Source organism: Pseudoclavibacter sp. Z016 (assembly GCF_002931215.1).
Taxonomy (GTDB): domain Bacteria; phylum Actinomycetota; class Actinomycetes; order Actinomycetales; family Microbacteriaceae; genus Pseudoclavibacter.
In genome coordinates this window covers 1-25,841 of sequence record NZ_PSTU01000003.1, presented here as the reverse complement: position 1 = coordinate 25,841, position 25,841 = coordinate 1, and the positions used below count along the sequence as shown (strand labels likewise).

General features: G+C 68.0%; 29 protein-coding genes. 10 read left to right on the top strand and 19 right to left on the bottom strand.

The window, feature by feature from the left end; translation table 11 throughout:
* Nucleotides 1-26: 26 nt before the first annotated feature.
* Together C5B99_RS01405 and C5B99_RS01400 are read right to left on the bottom strand one after the other, a co-directional pair.
* Nucleotides 27-656 (bottom strand): Fic family protein, encoded by a 630-nt coding sequence (locus C5B99_RS01405; protein ID WP_104240000.1) that lies wholly within the window; start codon nucleotides 654-656, stop codon nucleotides 27-29.
* Nucleotides 656-895, bottom strand: a complete 240-nt coding sequence (locus C5B99_RS01400; protein WP_104239999.1) for an antitoxin VbhA family protein — start codon at nucleotides 893-895, stop codon at nucleotides 656-658. Before C5B99_RS01400 ends, C5B99_RS01405 begins: the two co-directional genes overlap by 1 nt.
* 129 nt (nucleotides 896-1,024) lie before the next feature.
* Between C5B99_RS01400 and C5B99_RS01395 the strand changes: the two genes are divergently transcribed.
* Entirely contained in the window at nucleotides 1,025-1,492 is a 468-nt protein-coding gene (locus C5B99_RS01395) for a nuclear transport factor 2 family protein (protein WP_104239998.1), read from the top strand.
* A 5-nt stretch (nucleotides 1,493-1,497) separates the two neighbouring features.
* Entirely contained in the window at nucleotides 1,498-2,061 is a 564-nt protein-coding gene (locus tag C5B99_RS01390; protein ID WP_104239997.1) for a TetR/AcrR family transcriptional regulator, read from the top strand.
* A 73-nt stretch (nucleotides 2,062-2,134) separates the two neighbouring features.
* On the opposite strand, the gene C5B99_RS01385 is transcribed toward C5B99_RS01390, so the two are convergent.
* The 4 genes from C5B99_RS01385 to C5B99_RS01370 all read right to left on the bottom strand — a co-directional run bounded on the left by C5B99_RS01385 (nucleotide 2,135) and on the right by C5B99_RS01370 (nucleotide 6,462).
* Nucleotides 2,135-2,974, bottom strand: a complete 840-nt coding sequence (locus C5B99_RS01385) for a DNA-3-methyladenine glycosylase (protein WP_104239996.1) — start codon at nucleotides 2,972-2,974, stop codon at nucleotides 2,135-2,137.
* A gap of 238 nt (nucleotides 2,975-3,212) precedes the next feature.
* A complete protein-coding gene (locus C5B99_RS01380; RefSeq protein WP_104239995.1) occupies nucleotides 3,213-4,202 on the bottom strand; it encodes a C-terminal binding protein in 990 nt (329 codons plus the stop codon).
* Nucleotides 4,202-4,987 (bottom strand): HpcH/HpaI aldolase/citrate lyase family protein, encoded by a 786-nt coding sequence (locus C5B99_RS01375; RefSeq protein WP_104239994.1) that lies wholly within the window; start codon nucleotides 4,985-4,987, stop codon nucleotides 4,202-4,204. The genes C5B99_RS01380 and C5B99_RS01375 overlap by 1 nt, the downstream gene beginning before the upstream one ends.
* Before the next feature lie 77 nt (nucleotides 4,988-5,064).
* On the bottom strand, nucleotides 5,065-6,462 hold the full coding sequence (locus tag C5B99_RS01370; protein ID WP_104239993.1) for an MFS transporter: 1,398 nt from the start codon (nucleotides 6,460-6,462) through the stop codon (nucleotides 5,065-5,067).
* Nucleotides 6,463-6,537: 75 nt separating this feature from the next.
* On the opposite strand from C5B99_RS01370, the gene C5B99_RS01365 reads away from it, so the two are divergent.
* A complete protein-coding gene (locus C5B99_RS01365; RefSeq protein WP_104239992.1) occupies nucleotides 6,538-7,209 on the top strand; it encodes a GntR family transcriptional regulator in 672 nt (223 codons plus the stop codon).
* Nucleotides 7,210-7,279: 70 nt separating this feature from the next.
* Here the strand turns inward: C5B99_RS01365 and C5B99_RS01360 are convergent, their stop codons facing one another.
* Genes C5B99_RS01360 through C5B99_RS01345 form a run of 4 tightly spaced genes read right to left on the bottom strand, consistent with a single transcriptional unit; the run spans nucleotide 7,280 to nucleotide 10,011 of the window.
* The gene (locus C5B99_RS01360) at nucleotides 7,280-8,032 is read right to left on the bottom strand and encodes an ABC transporter permease (RefSeq protein ID WP_104239991.1); all 753 of its coding nucleotides are present in this window, start codon (nucleotides 8,030-8,032) and stop codon (nucleotides 7,280-7,282) included.
* Between the two features lie 5 nt (nucleotides 8,033-8,037).
* Nucleotides 8,038-9,003, bottom strand: a complete 966-nt coding sequence (locus C5B99_RS01355) for an ABC transporter ATP-binding protein (RefSeq protein WP_104239990.1) — start codon at nucleotides 9,001-9,003, stop codon at nucleotides 8,038-8,040.
* A 1-nt stretch (nucleotide 9,004) separates the two neighbouring features.
* Nucleotides 9,005-9,310 (bottom strand): transcriptional regulator, encoded by a 306-nt coding sequence (locus tag C5B99_RS01350; protein ID WP_104239989.1) that lies wholly within the window; start codon nucleotides 9,308-9,310, stop codon nucleotides 9,005-9,007.
* Nucleotides 9,307-10,011 (bottom strand): hypothetical protein, encoded by a 705-nt coding sequence (locus tag C5B99_RS01345; RefSeq protein WP_104239988.1) that lies wholly within the window; start codon nucleotides 10,009-10,011, stop codon nucleotides 9,307-9,309. The genes C5B99_RS01350 and C5B99_RS01345 overlap by 4 nt, the downstream gene beginning before the upstream one ends.
* 66 nt (nucleotides 10,012-10,077) lie before the next feature.
* Between C5B99_RS01345 and C5B99_RS01340 the strand changes: the two genes are divergently transcribed.
* On the top strand, nucleotides 10,078-10,914 hold the full coding sequence (locus C5B99_RS01340; RefSeq protein WP_104239987.1) for an exodeoxyribonuclease III: 837 nt from the start codon (nucleotides 10,078-10,080) through the stop codon (nucleotides 10,912-10,914).
* Between the two features lie 25 nt (nucleotides 10,915-10,939).
* Here the strand turns inward: C5B99_RS01340 and C5B99_RS01335 are convergent, their stop codons facing one another.
* The 3 genes from C5B99_RS01335 to C5B99_RS01325 form a co-directional block, all read right to left on the bottom strand.
* Nucleotides 10,940-11,869 carry a carbohydrate ABC transporter permease gene (locus tag C5B99_RS01335; protein WP_104239986.1) on the bottom strand — a complete coding sequence of 310 codons (930 nt, stop codon included), beginning with the start codon at nucleotides 11,867-11,869 and terminating at the stop codon, nucleotides 10,940-10,942.
* Nucleotides 11,866-12,717, bottom strand: coding sequence for a carbohydrate ABC transporter permease (locus C5B99_RS01330; RefSeq protein ID WP_201297692.1), 852 nt, complete (start codon nucleotides 12,715-12,717; stop codon nucleotides 11,866-11,868). The genes C5B99_RS01335 and C5B99_RS01330 overlap by 4 nt, the downstream gene beginning before the upstream one ends.
* 129 nt (nucleotides 12,718-12,846) lie before the next feature.
* Nucleotides 12,847-14,103, bottom strand: coding sequence for an ABC transporter substrate-binding protein (locus C5B99_RS01325; protein ID WP_104239984.1), 1,257 nt, complete (start codon nucleotides 14,101-14,103; stop codon nucleotides 12,847-12,849).
* 225 nt (nucleotides 14,104-14,328) lie between these two features.
* Here C5B99_RS01325 and C5B99_RS01320 point away from each other — a divergent pair, with 225 nt between their 5' ends.
* Both C5B99_RS01320 and C5B99_RS01315 read left to right on the top strand, forming a co-directional pair.
* Entirely contained in the window at nucleotides 14,329-15,564 is a 1,236-nt protein-coding gene (locus C5B99_RS01320) for a Gfo/Idh/MocA family protein (RefSeq protein WP_104239983.1), read from the top strand.
* A gap of 86 nt (nucleotides 15,565-15,650) precedes the next feature.
* Nucleotides 15,651-16,631 carry a LacI family DNA-binding transcriptional regulator gene (locus C5B99_RS01315; protein WP_104239982.1) on the top strand — a complete coding sequence of 327 codons (981 nt, stop codon included), beginning with the start codon at nucleotides 15,651-15,653 and terminating at the stop codon, nucleotides 16,629-16,631.
* 57 nt (nucleotides 16,632-16,688) lie between these two features.
* Here the strand turns inward: C5B99_RS01315 and C5B99_RS01310 are convergent, their stop codons facing one another.
* The 4 genes from C5B99_RS01310 to C5B99_RS01295 are packed head-to-tail and all read right to left on the bottom strand — an operon-like array spanning nucleotide 16,689 to nucleotide 21,056.
* A complete protein-coding gene (locus C5B99_RS01310) occupies nucleotides 16,689-17,408 on the bottom strand; it encodes a CoA pyrophosphatase (RefSeq protein ID WP_104239981.1) in 720 nt (239 codons plus the stop codon).
* Between the two features lie 28 nt (nucleotides 17,409-17,436).
* Entirely contained in the window at nucleotides 17,437-18,237 is an 801-nt protein-coding gene (locus C5B99_RS01305) for a DeoR/GlpR family DNA-binding transcription regulator (RefSeq protein ID WP_104239980.1), read from the bottom strand.
* 7 nt (nucleotides 18,238-18,244) lie between these two features.
* Complete coding sequence (locus C5B99_RS01300) at nucleotides 18,245-19,675, bottom strand: GntP family permease (RefSeq protein WP_104239979.1); 1,431 nt, start codon at nucleotides 19,673-19,675, stop codon at nucleotides 18,245-18,247.
* Nucleotides 19,668-21,056 carry a homoserine dehydrogenase gene (locus tag C5B99_RS01295; RefSeq protein ID WP_104239978.1) on the bottom strand — a complete coding sequence of 463 codons (1,389 nt, stop codon included), beginning with the start codon at nucleotides 21,054-21,056 and terminating at the stop codon, nucleotides 19,668-19,670. The genes C5B99_RS01300 and C5B99_RS01295 overlap by 8 nt, the downstream gene beginning before the upstream one ends.
* 140 nt (nucleotides 21,057-21,196) lie before the next feature.
* On the opposite strand from C5B99_RS01295, the gene otnK reads away from it, so the two are divergent.
* Entirely contained in the window at nucleotides 21,197-22,450 is a 1,254-nt protein-coding gene (gene otnK, locus C5B99_RS01290; protein ID WP_219819603.1) for a 3-oxo-tetronate kinase, read from the top strand.
* A complete protein-coding gene (locus C5B99_RS01285) occupies nucleotides 22,447-23,100 on the top strand; it encodes a class II aldolase/adducin family protein (RefSeq protein ID WP_104239976.1) in 654 nt (217 codons plus the stop codon). Before otnK ends, C5B99_RS01285 begins: the two co-directional genes overlap by 4 nt.
* 18 nt (nucleotides 23,101-23,118) lie before the next feature.
* On the opposite strand, the gene C5B99_RS01280 is transcribed toward C5B99_RS01285, so the two are convergent.
* On the bottom strand, nucleotides 23,119-23,652 hold the full coding sequence (locus C5B99_RS01280; protein ID WP_104239975.1) for a ferritin: 534 nt from the start codon (nucleotides 23,650-23,652) through the stop codon (nucleotides 23,119-23,121).
* Nucleotides 23,649-24,203, bottom strand: a complete 555-nt coding sequence (locus tag C5B99_RS01275) for a hypothetical protein (RefSeq protein ID WP_104239974.1) — start codon at nucleotides 24,201-24,203, stop codon at nucleotides 23,649-23,651. Before C5B99_RS01275 ends, C5B99_RS01280 begins: the two co-directional genes overlap by 4 nt.
* Nucleotides 24,204-24,296: 93 nt before the next feature.
* Between C5B99_RS01275 and C5B99_RS01270 the strand changes: the two genes are divergently transcribed.
* The gene (locus tag C5B99_RS01270; protein ID WP_104239973.1) at nucleotides 24,297-24,956 is read left to right on the top strand and encodes an XRE family transcriptional regulator; all 660 of its coding nucleotides are present in this window, start codon (nucleotides 24,297-24,299) and stop codon (nucleotides 24,954-24,956) included.
* 55 nt (nucleotides 24,957-25,011) lie between these two features.
* Nucleotides 25,012-25,737 (top strand): GPP34 family phosphoprotein, encoded by a 726-nt coding sequence (locus C5B99_RS01265; protein WP_104239972.1) that lies wholly within the window; start codon nucleotides 25,012-25,014, stop codon nucleotides 25,735-25,737.
* Nucleotides 25,738-25,841: the final 104 nt, after the last annotated feature.

Genomic DNA, 25,841 nt, shown 5'->3' with positions numbered 1-25,841 from the left:
CGCGGGTCCGGCCTCGACGCCGGCCCTCACCGCTCAGCGGCGAGCGCGCGGAATACTGGCACGAGCGAGTCGGGCACCGGCTCGTAGGAGAAGCGATCGGGACCGGAGAATCGTGATCCCTCGTTCCACATGGCAGCCGTGACACCTGACGTTGCGGGGTCGTAGTCGATCTCGAAGCGACTCAGCTCCGAGACGTGCTGCATGAAGAGCTTCGATGCGCGCCCGTTGCCTTCACGGAACGGATGCGCATGGTTGACGTACGCGAACACCTCGGCAGCCGCGGCCGCGAACTGGTCGATGTCGAGCTCCGACCAGTCGAGCTCGTCGATGATCCGGCCGGCGTCCTCGAGGTATCTGGGGATGTCGTCGAGCTCCGCGAACCCGAACTGGTCTTTGTAGATGGGCACCGTGCGGTACTCCCCTGCCCACTCGTAGATGTTCCCGAAGAGCTGCCTGTGGAGCGCTTTCACGTGTGCAGCGTCGTATGTCTTCGGGATCGACAGCAGACCCTCTTCGACGAGCGCCTGCTGCGCATTCGCCTCGGCGAACTCCGCCCTCGCCAGATCGGCCTTGTCCCGCAGCCCGAAGAGGTTGCGCAGCACGGAACCGCCCGGCTCCCAGAGGTACGAATCCCAGGCGGCGCAGTCGGCCGCCATCAGCTCGCGGCAGCGTGCGCGTGCGTGCGCTCGATCGCACCGGCGACTCGACGGTCGTACTCGGCCTTGTCGATCGCTCCGCGCAGCAGGTCAGTCAGGTTCTCGACGTCTTCGCGATTCGGCACCCAGCCCTCGTGCCAGCTGGAGGCGAGCGCGTTCACGACGATCTTGCGCTGCTGTGCGCTCAGCGGGGCGAAGAGCTCCGGCCAACGCTTCTGGATGTCGAATTCGACGGCCATCTCGAGCCTCTCGCTCAGTGGGCTCCAAGTCTACCAAGCAACCCATCCCGCATCCTGGCTTTACCGATCGATACAGCGTAGCCTCTGTACCAATCGGTAAAGAACCGGTGGTGACATCGAGGAGCTTTCATGGACGAGCGTCCACCCCTTCCCCCGTTCACAGCGGAGACCGCTGCACGCAAAGCGCGAGCGGCCGAAGATGCCTGGAACACGCGTGATCCCGAGCGGGTCTCCCTGGCCTACACCGTCGAGAGCGCCTGGCGGAACCGTGACCGGTTCGTGAGCGGGCGCGCCGAGATCGTGGCGCTGCTGACAGAGAAGTGGAGCCGGGAGCTCGACTACCGGCTCATCAAGGAGGTCTGGGCCTACGAAGGGAACCACATCGCCGTCCGCTTCGTCTACGAGTCCCACACCGCGACGGGGCAATGGTTCCGCTCGTTCGGCAACGAGAATTGGGAGTTCGATGAGCACGGCCTGATGCGTCGTCGACTCGCGGCGATCAACGACGTTCCGATCGACGAGGCCGACCGACTCTTCCACTGGCCCCTCGGCCCGCGACCGAGCGATCACCCGGGGCTGACCGAGTTGGGCATCTGAGCGTCATGGCCAAGCCGTCGACGACTCGTGAAGCCGTGATCCCCCTCCTGACGGAGGCATTCCGCGAGCACGGATACGAGGGGGCCAGCATGGCCATCCTCCAGGACGCGACCAGCCTCGGCCGCGGGAGCCTGTACCACTTCTTCCCCGGTGGCAAGGAAGAGATGGCAGCGGCAGTCCTCGCCGACATCCAGGCATGGTTCGACGAGAGCATCTTCACACCGCTGCGCGCCACCAGCACCAACGCGGAGGAGGCGCGACGAGGCATCCACGCCATGATCGACGAGGTACGGGCCTACTTCCGCTCGGGTCGGCGCGCGTGCCTCCCCGGCGCATTCGCCACCGGCCGCGAACGCGACCAGTTCGATGAGGCCGTGCGCGGCTACTTCACCGAATGGGTCGACTCGCTCACTGCCGCCCTGGCTGCCGCCGGGTCGCCGGAGCCCCGCTCGCACGCGCTCCAACTGGTCGCTGCCATTCAGGGCGGCATCGTCCTCGCCCGCGCACTTGATGATCCCAACGCGTTCGACACCGTTCTCGACGCAGCATCGCCAGCGCGCAGGCGCTAGCGGCTCACTGCCGCTGGCCGTCACTCATCCTGAGTTCGGCCCGCGCCTGCGGCGATGCGATCGTGACGATCGTCTACTCGTCGAGCGCCCGCAGCGCGCGCAAGTGCACCCCTGCCCACGAGCGGAACGGCTTCCATGCCTCGGCGATCTCGTCGATCGAGCGGTCGGGGCCGTAGCGCTTCATGACCTCCTCGCTCAGTCGACCCTCGTTGCGCGGCAGGACATCGGGGAAGTTCGCGCCGCGAATCACGACGAGCTCGGCCGAGAACGGCCCCATCCCCAGGATGCTCTGCACCTGGACGAACGCCTCGGACGACTGCAACGAGCGCAGGTAGGTGCCGGAGAGCTGGCCGTCGAGCGCGGCCTCGGCGATCGCGTGCAGGTACTCCGCCTTGCGCCCGGGCAGGGTGAGTGACGCCGCCCGCAGCGTGGCCGGAGACGGAAATGCTCCGTCATCGCCGAGCTGCAGCGTGAGCCGCGTCTTGATAGCCACCGCCTGGCGCATTTGCAGCCGTTGCGACAGCACCGACCACACGGCCGCCTCGTATGGCGAGAAGAAACCGCACGGCCTGAACCCGGGGAGCCGAGCCTGCGCACCCGCGATGACCTCATCGCGCGCCGCGACGCCGGGCCAGCCGCGCGCATCGATGTCTATCGACAGCAGCCGACGGACTTGCTCGGTCGCGGCATCCAGATCACCCGGGCCCTCCACCACGATGCGGACGGATGGCCCGTCCTGGGTGATGACGGCATCCACTCGCTGCCAGTCGGTATCGCAGAGAAAAGTGGTCTGGATGCCCGCGGTCTCCGTCTGGGAAGCGAGCCTGCCGGGGGCGAACCCCTCCCAGAAACGCTTGCTGGTGGCGAGCGACCATGGCCCGACGATCTCGTGAACCGTCTCGAGTCGAGTCATGTGTCCGACCTTGTCGTGGAGAGTGATGGCAGTGCCGCCAGTCGGTGAAGGTGAGCGTGCGGCCAAAGGCTCCGTCGACGGGCGCTGGGAACGATCGCAAATATAGGGCCATCCACCTGGATCGAGACTCGGAGGCGGCCGACATCGGCCACCACCAGTCGATGGGCACGCCAGCAGGGAGGGCGCCGCTGAGCCGACGACGCCTTCCCTGCCCAATGCACCTCAGCGCCGAGGCTGGTCAGCCGATGCGCAGTGACAGAGGATCGTTCACGGCATAGATCGGGCTTTCACCGCGCAGTGCCCTCGCAACGTCGTCGAGCGCCTTGGACTTCGTCTCGGCGAGCGACTCCACGCTGTAGTGAGCAGAATGCGGGGTGAGGACCACGCGCTCCAGACCACGCAGCGGATTGGTTACCGACATGGGGGCCGGTTCGCCCTCACGAGCGTCGATCCCTGCCCCGGCGAGGCGCCCGGAACGGATCGCAGCAGCAAGCGCGCCCTCATCGACCAGGCCGCCTCGCGAGACGTTGATGAGTGCTGCGCCGGCGGGCATGCGATCGATGACGGCACTGCTGATGATGTTTCGCGTGGACTCGAGGAGGGGGACGTGCAGCGAGAGGATGTCCGACGTCTCCACCAGCTCGTCGAAGCTCACGGGAACGAATCCGAGCGCTCGGATGTCGTCGGCCGAGACACCCGGATCGTAGGCCTGGACGTGATATCCGATCGCCGAGGCCATGCTGGCCACGCGTCGGCCGATCCGTCCGATCCCGAGCAGCCCGAAGGTCTGGTCATCCGGTCGCCTGGTTCCGGCCGCGAGAGCGAGCGACGCCGTCCCGTCTCGGTGCATCGCCTGGTCGAGCGAGGCGATCCGCCGCGAGACGGAGAGCGCGAGCGTGATGGCGTGAACGGCCACTTCGCGGTAGTTCGAGTCCGGCACGTTGGTGACCCACATCCCATTGGAGGTTGCCGCATCGATATCGACACCATCCAGGCCGATACCGAATCTCGTGATGGATCGGCAGCGGGAGAGGCTGTCGATCACGCGGCGGCTCAGGGGCTCCGCCAACGCGATGATCGCGTCGGCGTCCCCGGCAACCCTGATCAGCTCGTCTTCAGTGGGTGCATCCACCGTCACGAACTCGACATCCATGCCGAGGAAGGCCTTCTCTGCTTCTTCGGCCAGCGGGACAGCGCTGTTGGTCAGGACCACTTTGTAGGACGCCATCAGCGGGTACCTGCGGTCTCTGCCTCGGTCGAGAGGCTCTGGATAGCGTGCCACTCGGACATCGCGCCGCTGACGGCCCAGTTCAGGTCGCCACCCGACAGGATCACCCGTGCTCCGCTCGCGAGGTACCGCTGCGCATCCGGAACCGTGAAGCAGAACGCGCCCGTGCCGACGCCGTGGGCGGCAGCGCTGCTCAGCACGCGATCGATGGCTGCCCAGTGCTCGTCCGATCCCATGCGAACGCCGAGGGAGAGGGCGAGATCGCCCGGGCCGATGATGACCGCGTCGAGGCCAGGAGTGGCAAGGATCTCATCGGCCGCTTCGACACCTTCCGCGGATTCGATCTGGATCGCGACGAGGACGCTGGCGTTGGTCACGGCGGAGTAGTCCGGGGATGCGAGGCTGGCTCCATAGGCAGCACCACGGCCAGGACCGCTTCCTCGCTTCCCCTCCGGGGCGTATCGAGCTCGTTCGACGACTTCAGCTGCCTGAGCCGCCGTCTCGATACGGGGAACGATGATGCCGGCGGCGCCTGCGTCGAGCACGCGGGAGATGTAGTGACCGACTTCGGGCACCCGCACGAGCGCGGGAGTCCTGTGCACGTCAGCAGCACGGACGAGCTGCTCGAGCTGCTCGATCGTCGTGGCGGAATGCTCGAGGTCCATGCAGAGCACTTCGAAGGGGGTCGCGGCGAGGGCTTCGACGAGCGTGGGGGAACCGGTGAGGATCGTGGTGCCGATCACGGGTGCGTCTCGCACACGGGACCGGAGGTCGTACTGCGGCATTGCTGCTCATTTCTTTCTGGTGGTGCTGGTGGGATGTGTGCAGCGCGGAGTGCGGTGCATCGGTGAGACGTCGAGGATCATGCGGAGGACTTCACTCCGAGCCCGCGATGGGCAGATGCTGATTCCACTTCCTCAGCGGTGAGAGTCGGGCGGGCGATGAGCATTCCGACGATCGTCATCGTCTGAGCGAGCACGATCATGGCGGCGACGAGCCACGGCGCACCGCCGAGTGCGAGGACGAGAGCCGTCGCTATCAGCGGAGTAGGACCGGCGACCAGCGCCCCCTGCAGCTCACGCGAGGAGGTGAGACCTGATGATCGATATTCCGTGCGGAAGATGGCCGGGAGGATGATCAGCTGGGCGGCATTCCCAGCGGCCCAGCCGACAGCCCAGATGAGGACGCTCGCGACCACGATGAGCGGGAGGTTTCCCGTCTGGAGCGCCATGAAGTACGGGAACGCGAGGATGATGCCGCCGATCGCTCCCGCGTACAGGACGAGCTTGGCGCCCAGCTTGTCGGTCAACCGCCCCCAGAGTGGCAGGACCAGAACGCCGACTCCCATCATCACGAAGATCGTGAGCAGGGTCTCATCGGCGCTGAGCCCGATCTGACCCGAGAGGTAGCTGATGCCGAATGCCTGCGCGACGAAGCCGGTGACGTTCAGCCCTGATGGCAGGAGGAAACCGGCAATGAAGTTCCTCGGGCTCGCCTTGAACGCGTCCCTCATCGCCGCGAGCGGATTCCTGCGCGCCATCGGGGCCCGGCCGGCGTCACGCTCACGCTGGACTCGCTCGAACTCGGGCGATTCACCGACCTTTCGGCGCAGGAGGAGACCGATCACCGTGAGCACGGCCCCGAGCAGGAAGGGCACACGCCATCCCCACTCGAGGAACGCTTCGGAGGTCAGCGCGGCGCTGAGTCCCGTGAAGAGCACGAGCGAGAGGATCGCGCCCATCATGGATCCGACCAGCAGGAAGGAGGAGTGATAGCCCTTGGCCTTCTGCTGAGTGGATTCGTTGACGTAGATCATCGCCGAGGCCAGTTCGGCTCCTGCTCCGAATCCCTGCATGAGGCGGAACAGGACCAGGAGCGCTGGTGCCCAGATGCCGATCGCGGCGAACGGCGGGAGGAGACCGATGCTTGTCGTTGCGACTCCCATCAGGATGATCGAGAAGATCAGAACCGGGCGCCTGCCCCATCGGTCGCCAGCGGCGCCGAGGACGATGCCGCCGACCGGGCGGGCAGCGAAACCGACCGCGAACGTTGCGAAGGTTGCCAGCACCGCGACGGAACCCGCCCCTTCGGGGAAGAAGAGGGGCGCGATGACCAGGCCCGCGACGTAGGTGTACAGGCCGTACTCGTACCACTCGATGAATGTGCCTGCCGTCGCTGCGGCGATAGCGCGAAATGATCGCGCTCGGGTAAGTCCGTCTGCCGGCGATGTTGGGGACGCCACGACATCTTGGTTGGACACTAGAGCTCCTTTGCTCGGTTGAGGTCAGAGTATTGCGTACTGTCGACAATCGCAAGTCGCCTGTACTCTAAGAACATGGCCTCACGCAGCGACTTCCAGAAGATCAGACCCATGTCGCTGACCGATGAGGCTCAGATGCAGATCAGGGAGCAGATCCTGAACGGTACGCTCCGGCCGGGCGACACGCTGCCGGACTCGGTGATCGCCGAACGCATGGGGGTCAGCCGTTCGCCTGTGCGCGAAGCGCTGCGGCTGCTCGAGCAGGTCGGGCTGGTGGAGAAGGCGACCCATCGCGCATATCGCGTGCTCTCGATCGATCAGTCCGACCTCCCGGAGCTGGCCGCGCTGAGGGTTGCCGACGAACTCCTCGCCGTGCGACTGATCGTGCAGAACCGCACCCCGGTTGACTCGCTCCGCGTGCACATCGACGAGATGCGCACGGCGGAAAGCTCCGAGGAGTTCGTCGCAGCCGACACTGATTTCCACGCCGGCGTCGTCGCCCTGGCCGGGCTGCCGCGGCTGTCGAGTCGCTACGGGGCTTTGCGCGACCAGATCCGACTCGCGCTGAGCGTGACGCCGCACCCGTCCGGTCTTGGCACTCCCGAGTTCCTCCGGTCTCACGAGGAGTTGTACGACCTGCTGGAGGCGGCTCTGGCCAACGGGCAGACACGCGAGCTGCTCCGAGCTTGGGAGCTCCACGTCCTGGCGGGCATGTCATCGACGGGAATGCTGACGCCGCAGGACTAGGTCGACGTCGGCGCAGCACGCGTCGTTGCCCAGCAGAACGCTGTGCACATGCGGCCTCCCCCACGGCCCCCTAGGAGAACTTGCGGCCCTCGTCGCGCTTGTACAGGAACACGGCGAGGAAGCCGAGGACCGCAGTCCAGGCGAGGATGCCGAGCAGCGCCCACACGGGGAACTCACCGCCGGAGACGGTCGCGATGACGAGCTCGCGGGCCTGGCGGACGGGCAGCACCTTCGACGCCGAGTCGAGCCAGTCGGGGAACAGGAAGGGCGGCAGGAACAGGCCCCCGCCGAACGCGAGCAGGAACATCAGCACCTGCGTGATCGCGATGGCGGCCTTCGGGCCGGCGGTCGTGCCGACGATCGCGCCGACGAGGGCGGAGGGAACCGCGGTGAGCACGACGGCGACGAGTCCGAGCAGCACGCGCATCGGGGTCGGGTCGGCGGCCGTGAACAGTCCGCCGACGACGAGCAGGGGGATGATGGCCAGCGTGGCCATGACCAGCGTGCTGATCACGAGACCCGCGATGCGCGCCGACGGCTTGCCGGGCAGCGTGCGCAGGTAGGGCACCCACGGCTTCGACCGCTGCTCCGCCAGGTCGAGGCCGAGGCTGAAGAGGCCGTTCGTCATGAATGCGAAGACGATCATGGACGCGGTGGCCTGCGTCGCGAACGCCGGGTCGTCGACGATGGCGCTCTGCGGCAGCACGAAGAAGCAGAACGCGAGCGTCGGGAAGACGAGCGAGCCGATCACGGCGATGGGCACGCGCGCGGTCTCGATGAGCGAGTACTTGACGTGCGTGGCGATGAGTCCTGCAGTGGACATGGTCCTCAGCTCCTGTTCTGGGCGTTCTGCGTCATGGCGAGGAACGCCTCCTCGAGCGTGGCTCCGCGAACCGTCAGGTCCGTGAAGGGGGCACCGGATGCGACGAGCGAGCGGATGAACGCGTCCGAGTCGCGGACGAGTGCCGTCACGACCCCCGCATCCGCTGTCCGCCCGCCGGACACCGAACCCTCGACAGCTTCGGTGAGGGCGTCGGCGTCGATGGCCTGGATGCGCGCGACGTCCACGCCGCGCATCGTGACGCGTCGCCGGGAGACGCTGCCGACGACCGAGGCGAGGCTTCCGTCGGTGATGACGGTGCCGTGGTCGATGACGACGACTCGCTCGGCGAGCTGCTCGATCTCCTCCAGGTGGTGGCTCGTGACGATGACCGCGCAACCGCTGCGGTGCTTGGCCCGGAGGGCGTCCCAGAGGCTGCGCCTCGCGTCGACGTCGAGGCCCGTGGTCGGCTCGTCGAGGAGCACGAGCTCGGGGTCGCCGACGAAGGCGAGGGCCACGGCGAGCCGACGCTGCTGCCCGCCAGAGAGCGAGCCGCACTGCTTGCCGAGCAGGGGGCCGAGGTCGAACGCATCCACCAGCCCTCCCCTCGCCGCGGGTCTCGGGAAGTGCGCGGCGACGTAGTCCAGCACCTCCCCGACCTTGAGGGCCTCCGGCAGCGCGCTCGCCTGCGGTGTCGAGCCGACGCGGGTGCGGGTGCGCACGTCGAGCGGGTCGCCGTCGAAGAGACGGACCGTGCCGGTCGTGGGCGAGCGGAGGCCGAGCAGGAGCGACAGCAGCGTCGTCTTGCCCGCGCCGTTCGGGCCGAGGAGACCCACGCACTCCCCCGCCCGGACGTCGAGGGTGACGCCGTCGAGGGCCGCGTGCTGGCCGAAGCGCTTCACGACGTCGGTGACCTCGACGATGGATCGTGTCGGCGTGGTGGCGCGCTGTTCGCGCGTGGGCTGTGCGTCCATGTCATCCTCCGAGGAGCTTCAGGAGCGCCGTCCGGTAGCTGCGAAACGCTGCGCGTCCGGCGGGGCTGATGGTCAGATACGTGATGGGCTTGCGGCCGGCGAAGGCCTTGTCGATGACGACGTAGCCGGCGTCCTCGAGCTTCGAGAGGTGCGTCGTGAGGTTCCCGGCTGTCATGTCGAGGAGGCTGCGGAGCTTCGAGAAGGTCATCTCGTCGCCGTCGTCGAGGCTCTCGGCGAGGGTCGTCATGATGCGCAGCCGGGCAGGGGCGTGGATGATCGGATCGAGGTCGATGCTCGTGTCGCTCATGCGGCCACCTCGTCTCGCAGCGTCGGCTCGCTCGAGATGACGCCCGTGCGCAGCAGCACGATGAACGTGATGAAGATGAGCGGACCCACGGTGCCGTAGACGAGGTAGTGCGTGGGGGCGCCGAGCGCCGTCGCCACGACAACGAGGGCGATGACCGCGGCGCCGAGCGCGAACTGCGCTTTCGATCGTGACATGGCAGCGCCCGCCATGTAGAGGACGCCGATCGTGAGGGCGAAGATGCCGGGCATGAGGAGCGGCGCGAGCAGGGGATCGTTCACCTGGCGCAGGAGCGACGCCGCGAAGAACCAGGCACCGATCATCGAGATCGACCAGGAGAAGCCGTAGAGCATTCCTGCGGTGTTGCTGCGGCCGCGCATCCCGCGGCCCATGGAGATGCCGGAGACCGCCGAGACGATGATGCCGATGACCATGAGCACCCCGAAGACGATGAATGCGGTCGCGGTCGGGATGCGCAGCGCCGGGTTGCCGCCGCCGTCCTCGGCACTCCAGAGGGCGAGGAATCCGACGAGCCAGGCGAGGGCCCACGTGGCGAGCAGGATGTAGAGGGCCCGGTCGAGGCGGGTGCGCGTGGTGCGCTGCTGCTCGCGCATGAGGGCCAGCATCTCGCTCGGCGCGAGGGCTGCCTCGTCGTCCTGCGACGGGGTGATGCCGGCGGGGGTCGAGCTTCCGTTTGTCTCCATGCAAAGTAGTTTGCATTACAAACTGGTTTGCGTCAACCGCGATACCTGGGCGATAGCCTTGATCGCATGCGCATCGCCACCTGGAACGTCAACTCCATCCGGGCCCGCTCGGGCCGAGTCATCGACTGGATGGTGCGGGCCGACATCGACGTGCTCGCGATGCAGGAGATCAAGTGCAAGCCGGAGCAGTTCCCTCGCGAGGTGTTCGAGGAGGCCGGCTACGAGCTCGAGATCCACGGCCTCAACCAGTGGAACGGCGTGGCCTTCGCGAGCCGCCTCCCCATGAGCGACCCTGAGATCACGTTCGCCGACATGCCCGGCTTCGGCAAGACGACCCCGGAGGGCACGCTCCCCCTCGAGGCCCGCGCGCTCGGCGTCACCGTCGAGGACCTCCGCCTCTGGTCGCTCTACGTGCCGAACGGGCGCGAGCTCACGCACGAGCACTACACCTACAAGCTCGCCTGGCTGAAGGCGCTCCTCGCCGACATGACCACGTGGCGGCAGGCGCACCCGGACACCCCGCTGGCACTCATGGGCGACTTCAACATCGCACCCCTCGACATCGACGTGTGGGACCTCGCCGCGTTCGTCGACTCGACGCACATCTCGGCCCCTGAGCGCGCCGCGTTCGAGGCGTTCCTCGAGGCCGGCTTCGTCGACACCGTGCGCTCGCGTGGCGTCAAGGGCTACACGTACTGGGACTACAAGCAGCTCCGCTTCCCCCGCAACGAGGGCATGCGCATCGACTTCATCCTCGGGAACACCGAGTTCGACGACCTCGTCGTGGATGCATCCATCGAGCGCGACGAGCGCAAGGGCGACGGCCCAAGCGACCACGTGCCCGTCGTCGTGGAGCTCGACCTCGAGACTTCCCTCGACGACGACCGCCCGATGATCTTCTAGAGCCGGCCCCGGGATGGGACGCTGGCTACTTCTCGGAGCCGGCGACCATGCCCTTGATGAAGTACTTCTGCAGGAAGAGGTAGGCCACGAACACCGGCAGGACGGCGAGCAGCGACGCCGCCGCGGCGGCCGGGAGGTTGCTGCTCTGCACCGAGAAGAACGAGGCGATCGCGGGGGCGATGGTCTGCATCTCGGGCGAGGTGAGGATGTACCCGGAGATCGCGAACTCGTTCCACACGGCGACGCCGGTGAGGATCACGACGGTCGCGGTGACCGGCTTGAGCATGGGGAACACGACGAGGAAGAGGATCTGCAGTCGGTTCGCGCCGTCGATGGTGGCCGCCTCCTCCACCGATTGCGGCAGCGACCTCATGAACGCCGTGTAGAGGAAGATGCTCAGCGGCAGCTGGTGGGTGACCATGACGAGGATCGCGCCCCAGTACGTGTTGAGCGCTCCCATCTGGTTGAGCAGCGTGTAGAGCGGAACGAGGATCGACAGCGGCGGCACCATGATGAGGCCGAGGATGCCGAACGAGACGATGCTGTTGAGCGTCGAGGCGCGTCGGGCGAGCGGATACGCGGCCAGTGCTCCCAGCACGCACACGAGCACCGTCGAGACTCCGGTGACGATGACGCTGTTGCCGATGGCCCGCAGGATGTTGCCGCTCTCGACGGCGATGGCGAAGTTGCCGAAGAAGATGTCCGTCGTCGGGAACAGCCATTGGGAGGAGCGGTCGGTGCGCTCTTTGAACGCCGTGGTGACGGCGATGAAGAACGGGAGCAGCTGCACGGCGGAGGCGACGATGAGGACGGCGCCGAGCCCGAGGGCCGTCCCCGTGGCTCGGCTCGTTCGCTTCGGGCGGCCGGTGCTGCGCGCACGTCCGCCGCTGCGAGGCGGCTTGGTCGGTGGGGCTGGATGCTCCACCTTCGATTCGGTCACGGTCGTTGCAGTCATGCGCGGTCCAGTCGTCGTCGGTTGAGCAGGGTGTTGAGCCCGAGGGTGAAGAGCACGATCACGAGGAACAGCACGATGCCCATCCCCGAGGCGTAGCCGGCGCTCTGGTTGTCGAAGTAGGCGACGCCGATGAGCGTCGAGACCGAGTTGGTCGAGTAGCCGGGGCCTCCACCGGTGAGCACGACGATGACGTCGAAGAGCTTCAGCCCGCCGATGAGGTTGAGCACGATGCTCGTCGCGAACGCCGGCTGCAGGAGGGGCAGCGTGATGTGCCAGAACTGCTTCCAGTACCCGGCACCGTCGAGGGTGGATGCCTCGTAGAGCTCGGTGGGGATCGATTGCAGCCCGGCGAGGTAGATGATCATGGAGACGCCCACGAACTGCAGCGAGTTGACGAGCACGATGATGGCGATCGCGGCGCCCGAGTCGCTGAGCCAGGCGACGCGCTCGCCGCCGAGCCCGACGACGATGTCGTTGAAGGCGCCGTTGTTGTACTGGAAGAGCAGGTAGTACATGGTGCCCATGACCACGGGCGAGACGAGTACCGGCAGGTAGATGATCGCCCGGGCCAGGTTGCGGCCGCGCACCTTCTGGTCGAGGGCGAGGGCGAGCCCGAGCCCGAGGGCCTGCTGGATGATGGTCGACCCGAAGCCGTAGATGAACGTGTTGATGAGCACGAGCCGGAACGTCTCGTCCTGGAAGAGGCGAGTGTAGTTCGCGAAGCCGACGTCGCTGCGGTCGGCGCTGTACCCGTTCCAGTTCGTGAAGGAGATGGCGGCGCCCGTCACGAGCGGGTAGATGGTGAAGACGGCGAACAGCAGGAGGGCCGGCACGTAGAGCAGGTTCATCCCTGCTCCGGCGAGAGGGGAGGACCCCCTGCTCCGCCGCGCCCTTGGTGCTCTGGCTGGCAGCTTCTGTGGCGTTCTTGCAGTGTCAAGCGAGCTCATGGGGATCTCCTCTCAGCATCCGCTCGCCGTTCAGCTCTGGCCCCAGAGGCTGGTGAAGTCGGCGTCGACCTGGGTCACGGCCTGGTCGACGCTGGACTGGCCGGTGATGATCGAGTCGGTGGTGGTCACCATCGTGTTCCACATGCCGTTGGGCAGGTAGACGCGGTCGAAGTACGGCACGAGCGGCGCTGAGCCGGAGATGACGTGGGTGTCGAACGACTCCTGCAGCGGGCCGAGGTCGGCCGAGGCGTCGGTGAGTCCGGGGAGGTTGCCGACGGATTCGGCGAGCACGGTGATGTTCTCCGGCTGCGCGAGGAACGCCAGGTAGGCCTTCGCGTCGTCGAGGTGCTCGCTCGTCTTCGAGATGCCGAAGGCGTTGAACTCTCCGCCGACCAGGTACGGGTCTTCGTCCGTGAGGGAGGGGACGGGCATGAAGCCGAGGTTGGCGTCTGGGTTGTACTGCAGGGCGTTGTTGGCCGCCTGGTTCTGGCTGAAGACGAAGGCGGTGTTGCCGTCGGCGAGCGCGCGCGACACGTCGTCGGAGGTCGCCGAGGAGTAGTCGGGGTTGAAGTAGCCGGAGGTGCGCCACCCGTCGATGAGGTCGAGCGTCGTCGCGTAGGGCGCGTCGACGAACGAACCGGCGCTGAGCTCGTCGAGCTGCTCGGGCGTGTAGGCGCCGGCGACGATCCAGTCGGCGAGGTTGCCGGCCGGGCCACCGTCCTTGCCGGACACGGCGATCGGGGCGATGCCGCTCGCATCGACGGCCGCGGCGGCTTCGGCGAAGTCGTCCCAGGTGGAGATGGAGGCGGGGTCGACGCCGGCCGCGGTGAGCACGTCGGCGTTGTAGATGATGCCTGCGACGTCGGTGTCGATGGGGAGGGCGAAGAACTCGCCGGCGTCGTTGCGCATGGCCGAGTCGAGGGCTGGGTTGAAGTTGGCGGCCCAGGCCTCGTTCTGGAGGGGCTCGAGGAACTCGCTGTAGCGGAGGAGCGACCATCCGTGGGTGGCGAAGATGTCCGGGGCGTCGCCTGCTGCGAGCCTGACCTTCATGTCGGCCTCGTACTGCGAGCTGGGCGCGACGAGGTCGATCGTGACGCCCGGGTTGGCTTCTTCGAAGGCGGCAGTCACTTCCTCGAGGGCGATCATGAGCTTGGAGTCGACCGAGGCGTTGGTCTGGAACTCGATGGTCGTGCCGGATTCGGCGGAGCCGCCACTGCAGCCGGTGAGGGCGAGGAGGAGCGTCGCTGCGACGGAGGCTGCCGCGACGGTGGTAGCGCGAGACTTCATTGTCATTCCTTCGTGTGGGCGATGGATCCGGCCGACCGCAAGGACGCGGATGGCTCCATCGCTATCTGCCGACAATTTATGCGAGTAAATATTTAACCGCAAGGGCCAATAACTCAGACACATAACGTGTTGACGCGAGTAAATACTCATGCGATGCTCGAGGTCCGCGCCCGACTCCCCACCGTGGTGGAGCCAGGGTTTTCCTGTCACCTTGAAAGGTCACCAATGTCGCTGTCCCTGGGAATCGTCGGAGCCGGTCAGTTCGCCGGCCAGTTCGCCACCCTCTTCAAACTCCACCCCGGCGTCGACCGGATCCTCGTGACCGACGTGCTGTCCGAGCGCGCGGAGGCGCTCAACGCATCCGCCGACCTCGACGGAACCGCCGAGAGCTTCGAGGCCCTCCTCGCCGACGACTCGATCGACGCGATCGCCCTCTTCACCCAGCGCTGGACGCACGGTCCGCTGGTGCTCCGCGCGCTGCAGGCTGGCAAGCACGTGTACTCGGCAGTGCCCATGGCCATCTCGGAAGACGAGATCGCCGCCATCATCGAGGCGGTGCGCGAGACCGGCCTCACCTACATGATGGGCGAGACCAGCTACTACAACCCGGCGACGATCTACGCGCGCAACCAGCTCGCCGACGGGAAGTTCGGGCGCATCTTCTACGCCGAGGGCGACTACGTCCACGACATGGACCTGGGCTTCTACGATGCCTACGCCTACTCGGGAGGCGCCGAGTGGAAGCGCACCGCGAGCTACCCGCCCATGCTCTACCCGACCCACTCCATCGGCGGCGTCCTCGGCGCCATCCCGGGCCACGCCACCAGCGTGAGCTGCATCGGCGTGGTCGACGACCGTCAGGACGGCGTCTTCGACCGCGAGATCAGCATGTTCGACAACAACTTCTCGAACGCGACGGCGCTCTTCGAGCTCTCCGAGGGCGGGTCCATGCGGATCAACGAGATGCGTCGCGTCGGCTACCCCTCGCACATCCGCGAGAGCCGGTTCCGCTACTTCGGCACGGAGGGCAGCTTCGAGCAGCTCGCCGAGGTCGCCGTGTGGCAGGACAAGCAGGGCGTCACGGATGTCTCCGACCTGATCGCGACGGATGCGACTGCGGATGCCGACGACCCGTCGCTCGCGCACGTCGCCCCCGCCCTGCGCGACGCGTTCGTGTCCGGGCACTCGAAGGTGCACGACACCTCGCGGCTCCCCGCGGAGTTCTCAGGTGTCCACAACGGACACGAGGGCAGCCACCACTTCCTCGTCGACGACTTCGTCACCGCCGTCAACAACCGCACCCTCCCGCCCGTCAACGCCTGGGTCGCCGCGCGCTTCACGCTGCCAGGCATCGTCGCGCACCGCTCTGCCCTGGCGGGTGGAGAGCGACTCCCGATCAACGACTTCGGCGACGCACCCGCGGCGCTCGGTGCAGTGAGCGCCGACGCCGCACACGCCTGACGGAGCGAGCGATGAAGATGCGGGCGTCCGAGGATTCGGGCGCCCGCATCGACCGTAAGATCGACTCGAGTGAACGAGGAGTAGTGATGCCCGAAGGTGCACCCCGGAAGGTCACGCGCCGGGACGTTGCGCGCCACGCAGGTGTCAGCGATGCCGTCGTCACGTACACCCTCAACGGCCGCGCCCCCGTCGCGCCGGCGACCGCGGCGCGCGTGCGCGAATCGATTCGCATCCTCGGCTACACGCCGAACGCCGCGGCCCGCGCACTGAAGATGGGGTCCTCGCGGCTCATCGGCATCATCGTGCCGGACACCACGAACCCCTTCTGGTCGGAGCTGTGCCAGCAGGTCGAGAACGTGGCGGCACGTGAGGGCTACGCCGTGCTCGTCGTGAACTCGCGCGACGACGACAACCGGGCCATCGCACTCGCCCGGTCCCTCGCCTCCCGGCAGGTCGACGGATTCCTCGTCGCCTCCATCGTGCACCCGAACGAGGTCACCGCCTTCAACGCGCTCGGCATCCGCTGGGCCACCCTCAACAACCCCCACCCCATCGCAGGCACCATGGGTGTCGGCGTCGACCTCGATCAGGGCGCACGCGACGCCACGCGCCACCTCATCGACCACGGCTACCGCAGGATCGCGTTCGTCGGCTCGACGAAGGATGCCCGCTACGGCGGGTGGACCGCCGAGCTCGCCTCCGCCGGCCTCGAGCCCGGGCTCGTGTTCCCCGCCGACTTCGAACGCCGATCCGGGTACCTCGCCGGCCGCAACCTCGCCGCCGCGAGCGCCCAGGTCGACGCGGTCTTCATGAGCTCCGACCAGCTCGCGATCGGAGCGATGCGGGCGCTCCACGAGGCTGGCGTCGACATGCCGGGCGACGTCGCCGTCGTCTCGTTCGACGGCACGGACGACGCCGAGTACGCCTGGCCGGGGCTCACGACGCTCGCCCAGCCCATCGCCGAGCTCGCCGAGCAGGCCGTCTTCCGGCTGCTCGGCGTCGGGAGCATCCCGGACGAGCGGCCTCGGGGCGAGCTCGTCATCCGGAGGTCCTGCGGCTGCGAATGAGCCCACCGACTCGGCGGTCGCGGCCTCGCGCCACGCCGATTCGGGCGACTGGCGAGCTCAGGCGTCGGGGAGCTCGAACTCCCGCGCCTGGTCCCAGGGCTCGGTCCAGCCGAGGCGGTCGAAGATGCCGTCGAGCAGCATCGCCGTGAAGCCCCAGACGAGGTGCTCGCCCGACTCGTTCCGCACCAGGAACGCCGGCCCACGCCATTCCTCGCCGTCGCGGCGCAGCACCGTGGTGCCCCGATTCATGGGGTCCAGCAGCTCGGCGACGGGGGCACGGAACACGGCCGCCGACTCCGCCTCATCGACGACACCGACCTCGGACGCACGCCGCCACCAGGCGAGCACGGGCGTCACGAGATGCCGCGAGTAGGTGAGGGGCACGGGCTCGAGGGGGCCGAGCACGTCGATGCCATCGGCATCGAGCCCCGTCTCCTCCACCGCCTCGCGCAGCGCGGCCGCGACCGCATCCCTGTCCTCCGCGTCGACCCGGCCGCCCGGGAACGCGACCTGGCCCGGGTGCGAGCGCAGCGTCGAAGCTCGCGCGAGCAGCAGCACGTCGAGGTCACGGGAGACGGCGCCGGCCTGTGCTTCGCGATCGCTGGGAAGCGAGTCGAGGACGCCGAAGAGGATGAGCACCGCGGCCGAACGGGAGACGCGCACGAGGCGCTCATCGACGGGCGACAGGTGCACGGCAGGCTCTCGCCCAGCAGCCGCGCACTCGGCGAGCTCGGTCAGCTGCGCTCGCGCCGCCTTCGTCACGGGTTCAGGATGCACGGCTTCAGCGTACGCGGCGCTCGCCGGCTCAGCCCTGCACCGCGGCGGTCACCAGCTCGACGCCGATCTCGCGCACAGCCGCCGCGTCGGCCTCGGAGATGCCCTCGTCGGTGATGACGGTCGAGAACCGATCGAGCCCGCAGACGCGGTAGATCGAGTAGCTGCCGAGCTTGCTGCTCGTGGCCAGCAGCACCGCGCTGCTCGCCACCTCCATGGCGGCCAGCTTCACATCCACCTTCTCAGCGCTCGGCGTGGTGACTCCACGCTGGGCGTCCCACGAGCTGGCGCTCACGAACGCGATGTCCACCGCGAGCTGGCGCAGCACGCCTGCCGCGAGGTGCCCCACGCTGGAGCGGTTCGCGTGGTCGAGCTTGCCGCCGATGTGCACGACCTCGACGTGAGCGTCGCCAATGAGGGAGCTCACGATCGTGAAGTCGTTCGTGACCACCGTGGGCGCGGCCAGCGCCCGGATCGCGGGGAGCAACGACGAAGTCGTCGTCCCCGCGTCCAGGTAGTAGACGCCGTCGTCGCGGAGCAGCTTCCCCGCGGCGCGGCCGATGGCCGCCTTCTGCGCCCGCTCCGAGCTCGCCTTCGCGTCGAAGCTGGGCTCGACCGCGACGGAGCGCGCCGAGCGCACTCCCCCTGGCACCACCGCGGCGACGCCCTGGCTCACGAGTTCGCCGATGTCCCGGCGCACCGTCATGTGCGACACCCCGAGCAGCTCCGTGAGCTGATGCACGCTGAGCACCTCGTGAGCGCTCAGCAGCTCGAGGATCTTCTGACGTCGCTGGTCCGGAATCAACGGCGGCTCCTCGGTGTGGCTTCTCATGCGACCTCTAGATCAGTCCTGCGTAGTACAGCACGAGAACGATAGCGAATCCCGTCACGCCCGAGATGATCGAGGCGACGCCGATCGACCTGATCCCCTGGCCGACCGTCATGTTCGACAGGGTCGTCGTCACCCAGAACCCGGACGAGTTGGCGTGCTTGAAGATCTGCGCGCCCGTGCCGCAGGCGAGGTAGACGGCGAGCGCGGACACACCGAGGTCGTCGATGAGGGGAGCCATGATCGCCGACGCGGTGAGCATCCCGAGGATGTTCGAGCCCGTGATCGTGCAGATCGCTGCCGCGACGAGGAAGGGCACGATGAGGGGCGGGATGCCGACCTCCTGGATGACCTCCGACATGCGCTCGGCCACCCCGGTCTCGCGGATGAGGAGGGCGAGCGCGCCGCCGACTCCGGTCAGGGCGAGCGGCATGGCGGCCGTGCGCAGGCCATCCTCGAACATGCCGTTGACGATCTCCTTGCGACGCCACGCGCCACCGAAGAGGGGCAGGGTCGACAGCACGCCGATCGCGAGCGCCATGATGGGCGCTCCGACGAATCCGACGAGCTCCTGGATGAACGAGCCCTCCGGAAGCGTCGGACCCAGCAGCGAGTCGATCATGATGAGCGAGATCGGCAGGTAGATGGGGAGCAGCGCGAAGCCGAGCCGGACGGGGAGCCCCGTGAACGGGCTGAGCGCGAGCGTGCGGCCGACGCCGCCGTTCTGAGCGGTGAGCGTCTTCGTGGTGCCGGAGCCGCCTTCGCGCTGCTCCTGCTCTGCCTGCTCCGCCTTGGCGATCGACTCGATGAACTCCGCCTTGGGCGCGACGTAGGTCTTGATGCGCGTCAGGTAGAACGTGGCGACCGCGATGCCGGGCAGACCGACGAGCAGTCCGTACATGATGGACATGCCGAAGTCGAGGCCGAGCACTCCCGCCGCGGCGAGGGGGCCGGGCCCTGGCACGACCAGCGAGGTCATCACGTAGGCGCCGATGTAGAGGATCGGGCCGAACTTCATCATCGACTCCTTCGACCGGTAGGCCATGGCGGAGACGATCGGGATGAGCATGATGACGGTCGTGTCGGCGATCAGGGGGATGCCGATAATGGTCGAGGCGAGGGCGATGCCCCATGGCATCTTGCGCTTCGTTCCGAGCATCTTCTCGACGGACTGCGTGATGCGCAACGCCCCGCCGCTGATCTCGAGCGCCTTGCCGAGCACGCAGCCGAACACGATGAGGAGGCCGACGTTCGCGAGCGTGTTCCCGAAGCCCTCGTTGATGAGGGAGACGGTGCCGGCGCCGCCCTGCCCGAACATGAGGCTCAGCACGGCGACCACCACGAAGAGCACGAACACGGGATGCACCTTGAACCGTCCGATCATGAGCACGAGGCCCACGATCGCGAACGCGAAGGAGAGGAGGATGAAGACGTCAGACATGGCTGCCCTCCCGGACGTCGTCGCCAGCCCACGCGGCGAGGAGCTCGGCGTCGTGGTCGGCGAGGTCGTCGATGAGGATGAGCTCGCCGGCACGCACGTCCCGGGCGAGCGTCGCGCGCGACGCGACGTAGAGCGGGGCCACCTTCTCGGACTCGGGACCCGCCTCGAGCAGCACGGCCTGCACGCCGGTCACGTCGTGGTGGTGTCCACCCATCTCGAGGAGCGTCCCCGCGGCCAGGTCCGCTTTCGCTCGACCTGCCATGAGGATGCTCCTCGTCGGCTCCGGACTGCCGTACGGCGCCCCGAGGTGCACGGCGAGCAGCAGCGTCATCGGCGTCTCGACGCCCATGAAGTGATACGGCAGGTAGATGCAGGCGTACTCGCCGGAGCGACTGACGACGTGGCCCTTGCCGCGCAGCACCTCCCAGGTCTGCGCGTCGTAGGTGCGCACGACGACGAAGACGCCGCCGCCGAACGATGCCTCGTCCGGGGTTCGCAGCACGGAGAACACGTCGACGACGCCGGTGCGCTCGAGGACTCCGCCGGAGGACTTCGGCGCGTAGATGTCGGCGAGCTCGCTGATGCGGGCCACCGGGTAGTGCATGAGCTCGTCGTCGACGACGAAGCCGGTGTGGTTGGCGACGACCGCCATCTCGCAGTAGTCGGCCGTAGCGCCGGTGGGGAGCGCCGCGACGGCTTCGGCGCGAGCGCGCAGCGTCGCGGGGATATCGTCGCCGAGCGTCAGGTGCTCGCCGAGCTGCGGTGCGTGGATCTGCTTGTCGAGGTGGGTGACGGTGCCGACGGACGGGTCGAAGACGAGGTCGTACTCGCTGGACTTGCCGATGGCGACGATGTCGAGTCCGAGCGTCCGCACCCAGGAGACCAGGGCGATGAGGTTCGCGGGCTGGTCTCCGCTCGCGGGCGTGTAGACGACGCCGTTCTCGCGGGCGATCGAGGCGAGCTCGATGCCAGCGACCGAGTCGACCTCCTTCGAGACCATGGCGACCGGCCTGGACGCGCGCAGCGCATCCGCGGCCACCCGGTAGCCGAACCCCGGGTCCCCGGTTGCCTCGACGAGGATGTCGAAGGCGTCGGGAAGCAGGAGCTCGCGACTCGCGACCACGGCGGTCTTTCCGGCCGTCACGACCTCGAGTACTTCGCCTGGTGTGCCGCAGACGACGACGGAATCGGCCGTAAAGCCGACCTCAAGGGCGAGCTCACGCGCACCCTCCGGGTCGAGGTCGCAGAGCACGCTGGCGTGCAGGTCCTCGATCTGCGTGGTCTGCGCGAGCAGGGTGCGAGCGAATCCACCCTTGGCCCCGGTGAGCGCATACTGCACGCGGGTCCCGCGATGCGCGGCGAGAAGGTACTCGATGTTCATTGGTCTCCGTTTGGCGTCGTTGCCAACGACCGGCAGGTCGTCGTGCTGACATCATGTATAAAGGATTCACAGATCATGTGCAAACACTCACAGATATTCACACTGTCTCGTTCGAGTGCTGCAGCAGGAGGGAACCCAACTTGACGATTCTTCACGGCTGCGTGGCCGACGACTTCACCGGAGCAGTCGACCTCGCGGGAAACTTCGCGGCACGGGGGCTGAACGCAGTCGTCATCACCGAGCCCGACTCCGCGCTGCACGAGCTCCCCGCCGACACCGAGGCGGTCATCATCGCCCTCAAGACGAGAACCGCGTCGCCCGACGCAGCTGTCCGCCAGAGCGTGGATGCGTTCCGCCGGCTGACCGAGGCAGGCGCACGCCAGCTGTACTTCAAGTACTGCTCGACCTTCGACTCGACCGAGCACGGCAACATCGGCCCCGTCATCGACGCCATGCTCGCCGAGCTCGACCTCACGACGACGATCGTCGTCCCATCATTCCCCGGCAACGGGCGCACCGTGCGCGACGGCCAGCTCTCCGTCTGGGGCGAGCTGCTCGAGCACAGCTCGATGCGCCACCACCCGCTCACGCCCATGACCGAATCCGACGTGCGCCTGCTGCTCAGCCGTCAGGCGCAGACCCCGGTCGACTTCATCGACCTCGCGACGGTTCGCGACGGCGTCGAGGCGCTGAGCGCGGCGCTCGAGGGCGCCTCGACTCCCAGCGCCGTGGTCATCGACGCCGTCACGGACACCGACCTCGCCACCATCGCGGCAGCCGGCGCAGAGCTGAGGTTCGTCACGGGCGGATCCGGACTCGCGCTCGGCGTCCCGGTGCCCGAACGGCGCGCAGCCGAGGCGCCTCGACTCGCGGCGCTCGCCGGCCACCGTGTCATCCTCTGCGGCAGCGCCTCCAAGCGAACCCAGGAGCAGGTTCAGGCAGCCAAGCAGGCGGGATTCCTCAGCCTGCAGGTCGATCCGCGCGCCGGCACCGAGCAGACCGTGTCCATCGTCAGGTGGGCGCGCGAATCCTGGGCGGAACGCCCAGACGTGCCCGTCCTCGTCTACGCGACCGGCTCCCCCGACGACCTCGCCACCGACGACGCGTCAGCGCACGCCGACGCCGCCGATCGCATCGAGCAAACGCTCGCCGAGGCCGCAGTCGCACTCATCGACGCCGGCGCCGTCGAGGTCATCTCGGCAGGCGGCGAGACCTCCGGCCGCATCGTGACCGAGCTGGGGATCAGCAGCCTCAAGCTCGGACAGCCGATCTGCCCTGGCGTGAGTTGGGCCCGAGCGACGACCGCAGACGGCCACGTGATCAACCTGGCCCTCAAATCCGGGAACTTCGGCTCCACCGAGTTCTTCGTCGAGGCCTGGGACGAGCTCGCGTGACCCCGACCGCCACCCTCGACCAGGCCACCGAGCTCCTGGACGCCGGACGCCGGCTCTCCGACCTGGGGCTCAGCCCAGGCACCTCAGGCAACATCTCCATGCGCCTGGGCGAGCGGATGCTGATGAGCCCGACCGGCACGGAGCTCGGACGCCTCCAGGCCGACCAGCTCTCCGAGGTCTCCCTGGCGGACGGGGCGCACCTCGCCGGACCCCGGCCGTCGAAGGAGCATCCGCTGCACCGGGCGTTCTACGAGCGCAACCCGGACACGCACGCCGTCATCCACCTGCACTCCATGCACGCCGTCGCGGTGTCCCTGCTCGACCCGTGGACCACGAGGTCGGCGCTCCCGCCGCTCACCCCGTACTTCGTCATGCGCGTGGGGCAGACCCCGCTTGTGCCCTACGCGCACCCCGGCGATCACGACCAGGCCGACGGCATCCGCGCACTCGACTTCGCGTTCGACGCCGTGCTCATCCAGAACCACGGGCCAGTGACGAGCGGCGCCAGCATGGACGCCGCGATCCAGGCCGCGATCGAACTCGAAGAGGTCAGCAAGATAGCCCTCATCACCCGAGGGCACCGGGTCGCCCAGCTCACCCAGACGCAGGCGCAGGAACTCGCGCTGCAGTACGGACGGAACTGGGACTGACCCGGGCCGAGCCGGCTGCTAGAGCGCGCCGCCTGCCGCCGCAGGCGCGTCCGCGTCCTGGCCGCTGTCGCCGATGGTCTCGCGGGCGATGAAGTTCTCGATGTCGAACAGGTTGTCGCCGGCGCGCTTCGCGATCGTGACGAGCGTCGACATGGACGCGACCTCCTCGACCTGCTCCTTCAGGAACCAGAGCATCGCCTGCTCGCCGATCGCGTCGCCGTCAGCACGCGCAGCGCGGAACAGCGCCTCGATCTGCGAGGTCACCTCCTGCTCCTGCGCGAGCGCAAGCGCGATGGGCTCGACCACATCGGCGAACTCGGTCTTCGGCGCGGCGACGCCGGGGATCGTGACGCCGAGGTCGCGGTCGAGGCGGTACTGCACGAGCATCATCGCGTGGTTCCGCTCCTCGACCGACTGCTGGTAGAAGTGCGCCGCGAGCTGCGGGAGGTCGTGGTTGTCGAACCAGACGGCGATCGCGATGTACTGCTGCGAGGCCGAGAACTCGTTGCCGATCTGGGCGGTCAGAAGGTCATTGAACGTAGATGAAGTCACGCCGCAACGCTACTCCTGGCAGGTTTCGCGTGGCGGTCAAGTTTCGTCGCGGCGCGAATCGTCCACAGGAGCAGGGCGACACCGGTCGCCAGCACGAATGGCAGGCAGGTCAGCACGAAGGCTTCCCCGATGATCGCCCCCGTGCTCCCCCAGTACCTGGTCTGGTCGGCATCCACGCCGATGCCCGCGACGAGACTGTTCACGATGACGGCCACGCTCAGGGCTGCGCAGGCGGATGCAGCCAGGACGGCGACCGAGGCAAGCCACAGCAGCGACGCTCGCAGGCTCATCGCGATGGCCCTCGTCACATCGAGCGCCAGCCACACGCCCAGCACCACCGCTGCCGCGATGCTCGCGTACGCGATCGGGATGAGCGTGCCGGCGAGGCGCGCACCCTCGGCGGAGTCGCGATCAACGTCGGATCCGGCAGCCGCGTTCGGGAACACCAGCAGCATGTACGCCAGGTACCCGGCGATGATGACGAGCAGCACCGCCCTGATCGCGGCGCGCGCGACCCAGCCACGGTCAGCACCAGCGCTCGTCTCGCTCATGACCGCAACGCTAGAGCCAGGCGCGCCCAACACCAAACGACGCGGGCGGGCCGGTCGGCGAAAGCTAGGCTTGAACGGAACCCCGGAGGCTGCATGAGCGACGCACACGACCACGACGAGATCGGCGTGGGCTCCGTGCACCGCGAGGTCGACCCGGCCACGGTCGGACCGCAGCCGGGCGACCTCGAGCGTGCCATCGCCATCCAGGTGCGCGCGTACCGCCTCGCGACCGGGATGTCGGTCGCCGAGATGGCCGACAAGGTCGGCATCTCCAAGGCCATGCTCTCGAAGATCGAGAACGCCCTCACCTCCTGCAGCCTCACCACCCTCGGCCGCCTCGCGCACGGCCTCGACGTGCCCGTCACCGCCCTCTTCCGCGGCGTCGACTCCGACAGGGAGGCCGTCTACGTGCCGGCAGGCCACGGGGCGCAGATCGTGCGCCGCGGCTCCCGATCCGGCCACCTCTACGAGCTCCTCGGCGCCCTGCGCGGCCAGCACAAGCGCATGGAGGCGGTGCTCGTGACGCTGACCGAGGCGAGCGAGGTGTTCCCCCTCTTCCAGCATCCGGGCACCGAGCTGCTCTACATGCTCGAGGGCCGCATGGCCTACGGGCACGGGGACGCGCGCTACGAGATGGGCCCCGGCGACACCCTGCAGTTCGACGGCGAGGGCCCCCACGGCCCGGAGGAGCTCATCGAGCTCCCGGCGCGTTTCCTCTCCGTCACGGCGTACGGAGACCGCGCGGAGGGCTGAGCCTCGGCTGGTACCTTGGCCGGCACGACGACTCGCGCACCTGCCAGGGGGAACCATGGAACAGCCCGACCACATCCCGACCATCGGCCCCGACGAAGCGCAGCCGCTGCTCGCCGAAGATCTGCTGCTGCTGCTCTTCAATCCAGACGACGGAACGATCGGCGGCGAAGGCACCCTCTTCTACGTGCTCGCCGGTGCCGTGCTCACCGAGCTGGCCCTGGACGACCAGGTCGCTATCGAGAAGGTCGGCCTGCGCGGGACCCTGGTGCTCTCCGTGGGTGAGACGGCGCCGGACGACGAGATCCTCCGGGCCGCGTGGGAGTACTCCGACGGGAAGCGGCGCGAGGTGCAGGGCATGCTCGCGTCCATCGGCCCCAAGCTGCGCGGCCAGCTGCTGGAGAGCCTCATCTTCCGTGGCGACCTGCACCGCGAGCAGGGCAAGACGTTCGGGTTCATCCCCAAGACCACCATCAGCCTGGGCGACACGGGCCGACGAGCCGCACTCATGAGCCGAGTTCAAGCCGTGCTCATCGACGGCGCCGAGCCCGACGCCCGCACCGCCGCCCTCGCGGCGCTGCTCTCCGCGAGCGGCTCGCTGCCCACCCTGCACCGAGAGCTCCCGTGGGAGACCGAAGTGATCAACCGAGCGAAGGCACTCGAGGCCGGCGACTGGGGAGCTGCCGCCGCGAGCTCGGCGGTCTCGCGCACCATGAACGCGATCACCATCAACGCCGCCGTCGCCGCGAGCGTCGCCGCCAACGCGAACGCAGCGAACAGCTAGCCCTGCGCTGCCCCGGGCCCGCGCGGCCCCCGCGGCCCCGCGCGCAGTTTCCGGGTGGGTTCTACGCTTCGGGATGGCTTGCAAGCCATCCCGAAGCGTAGAAC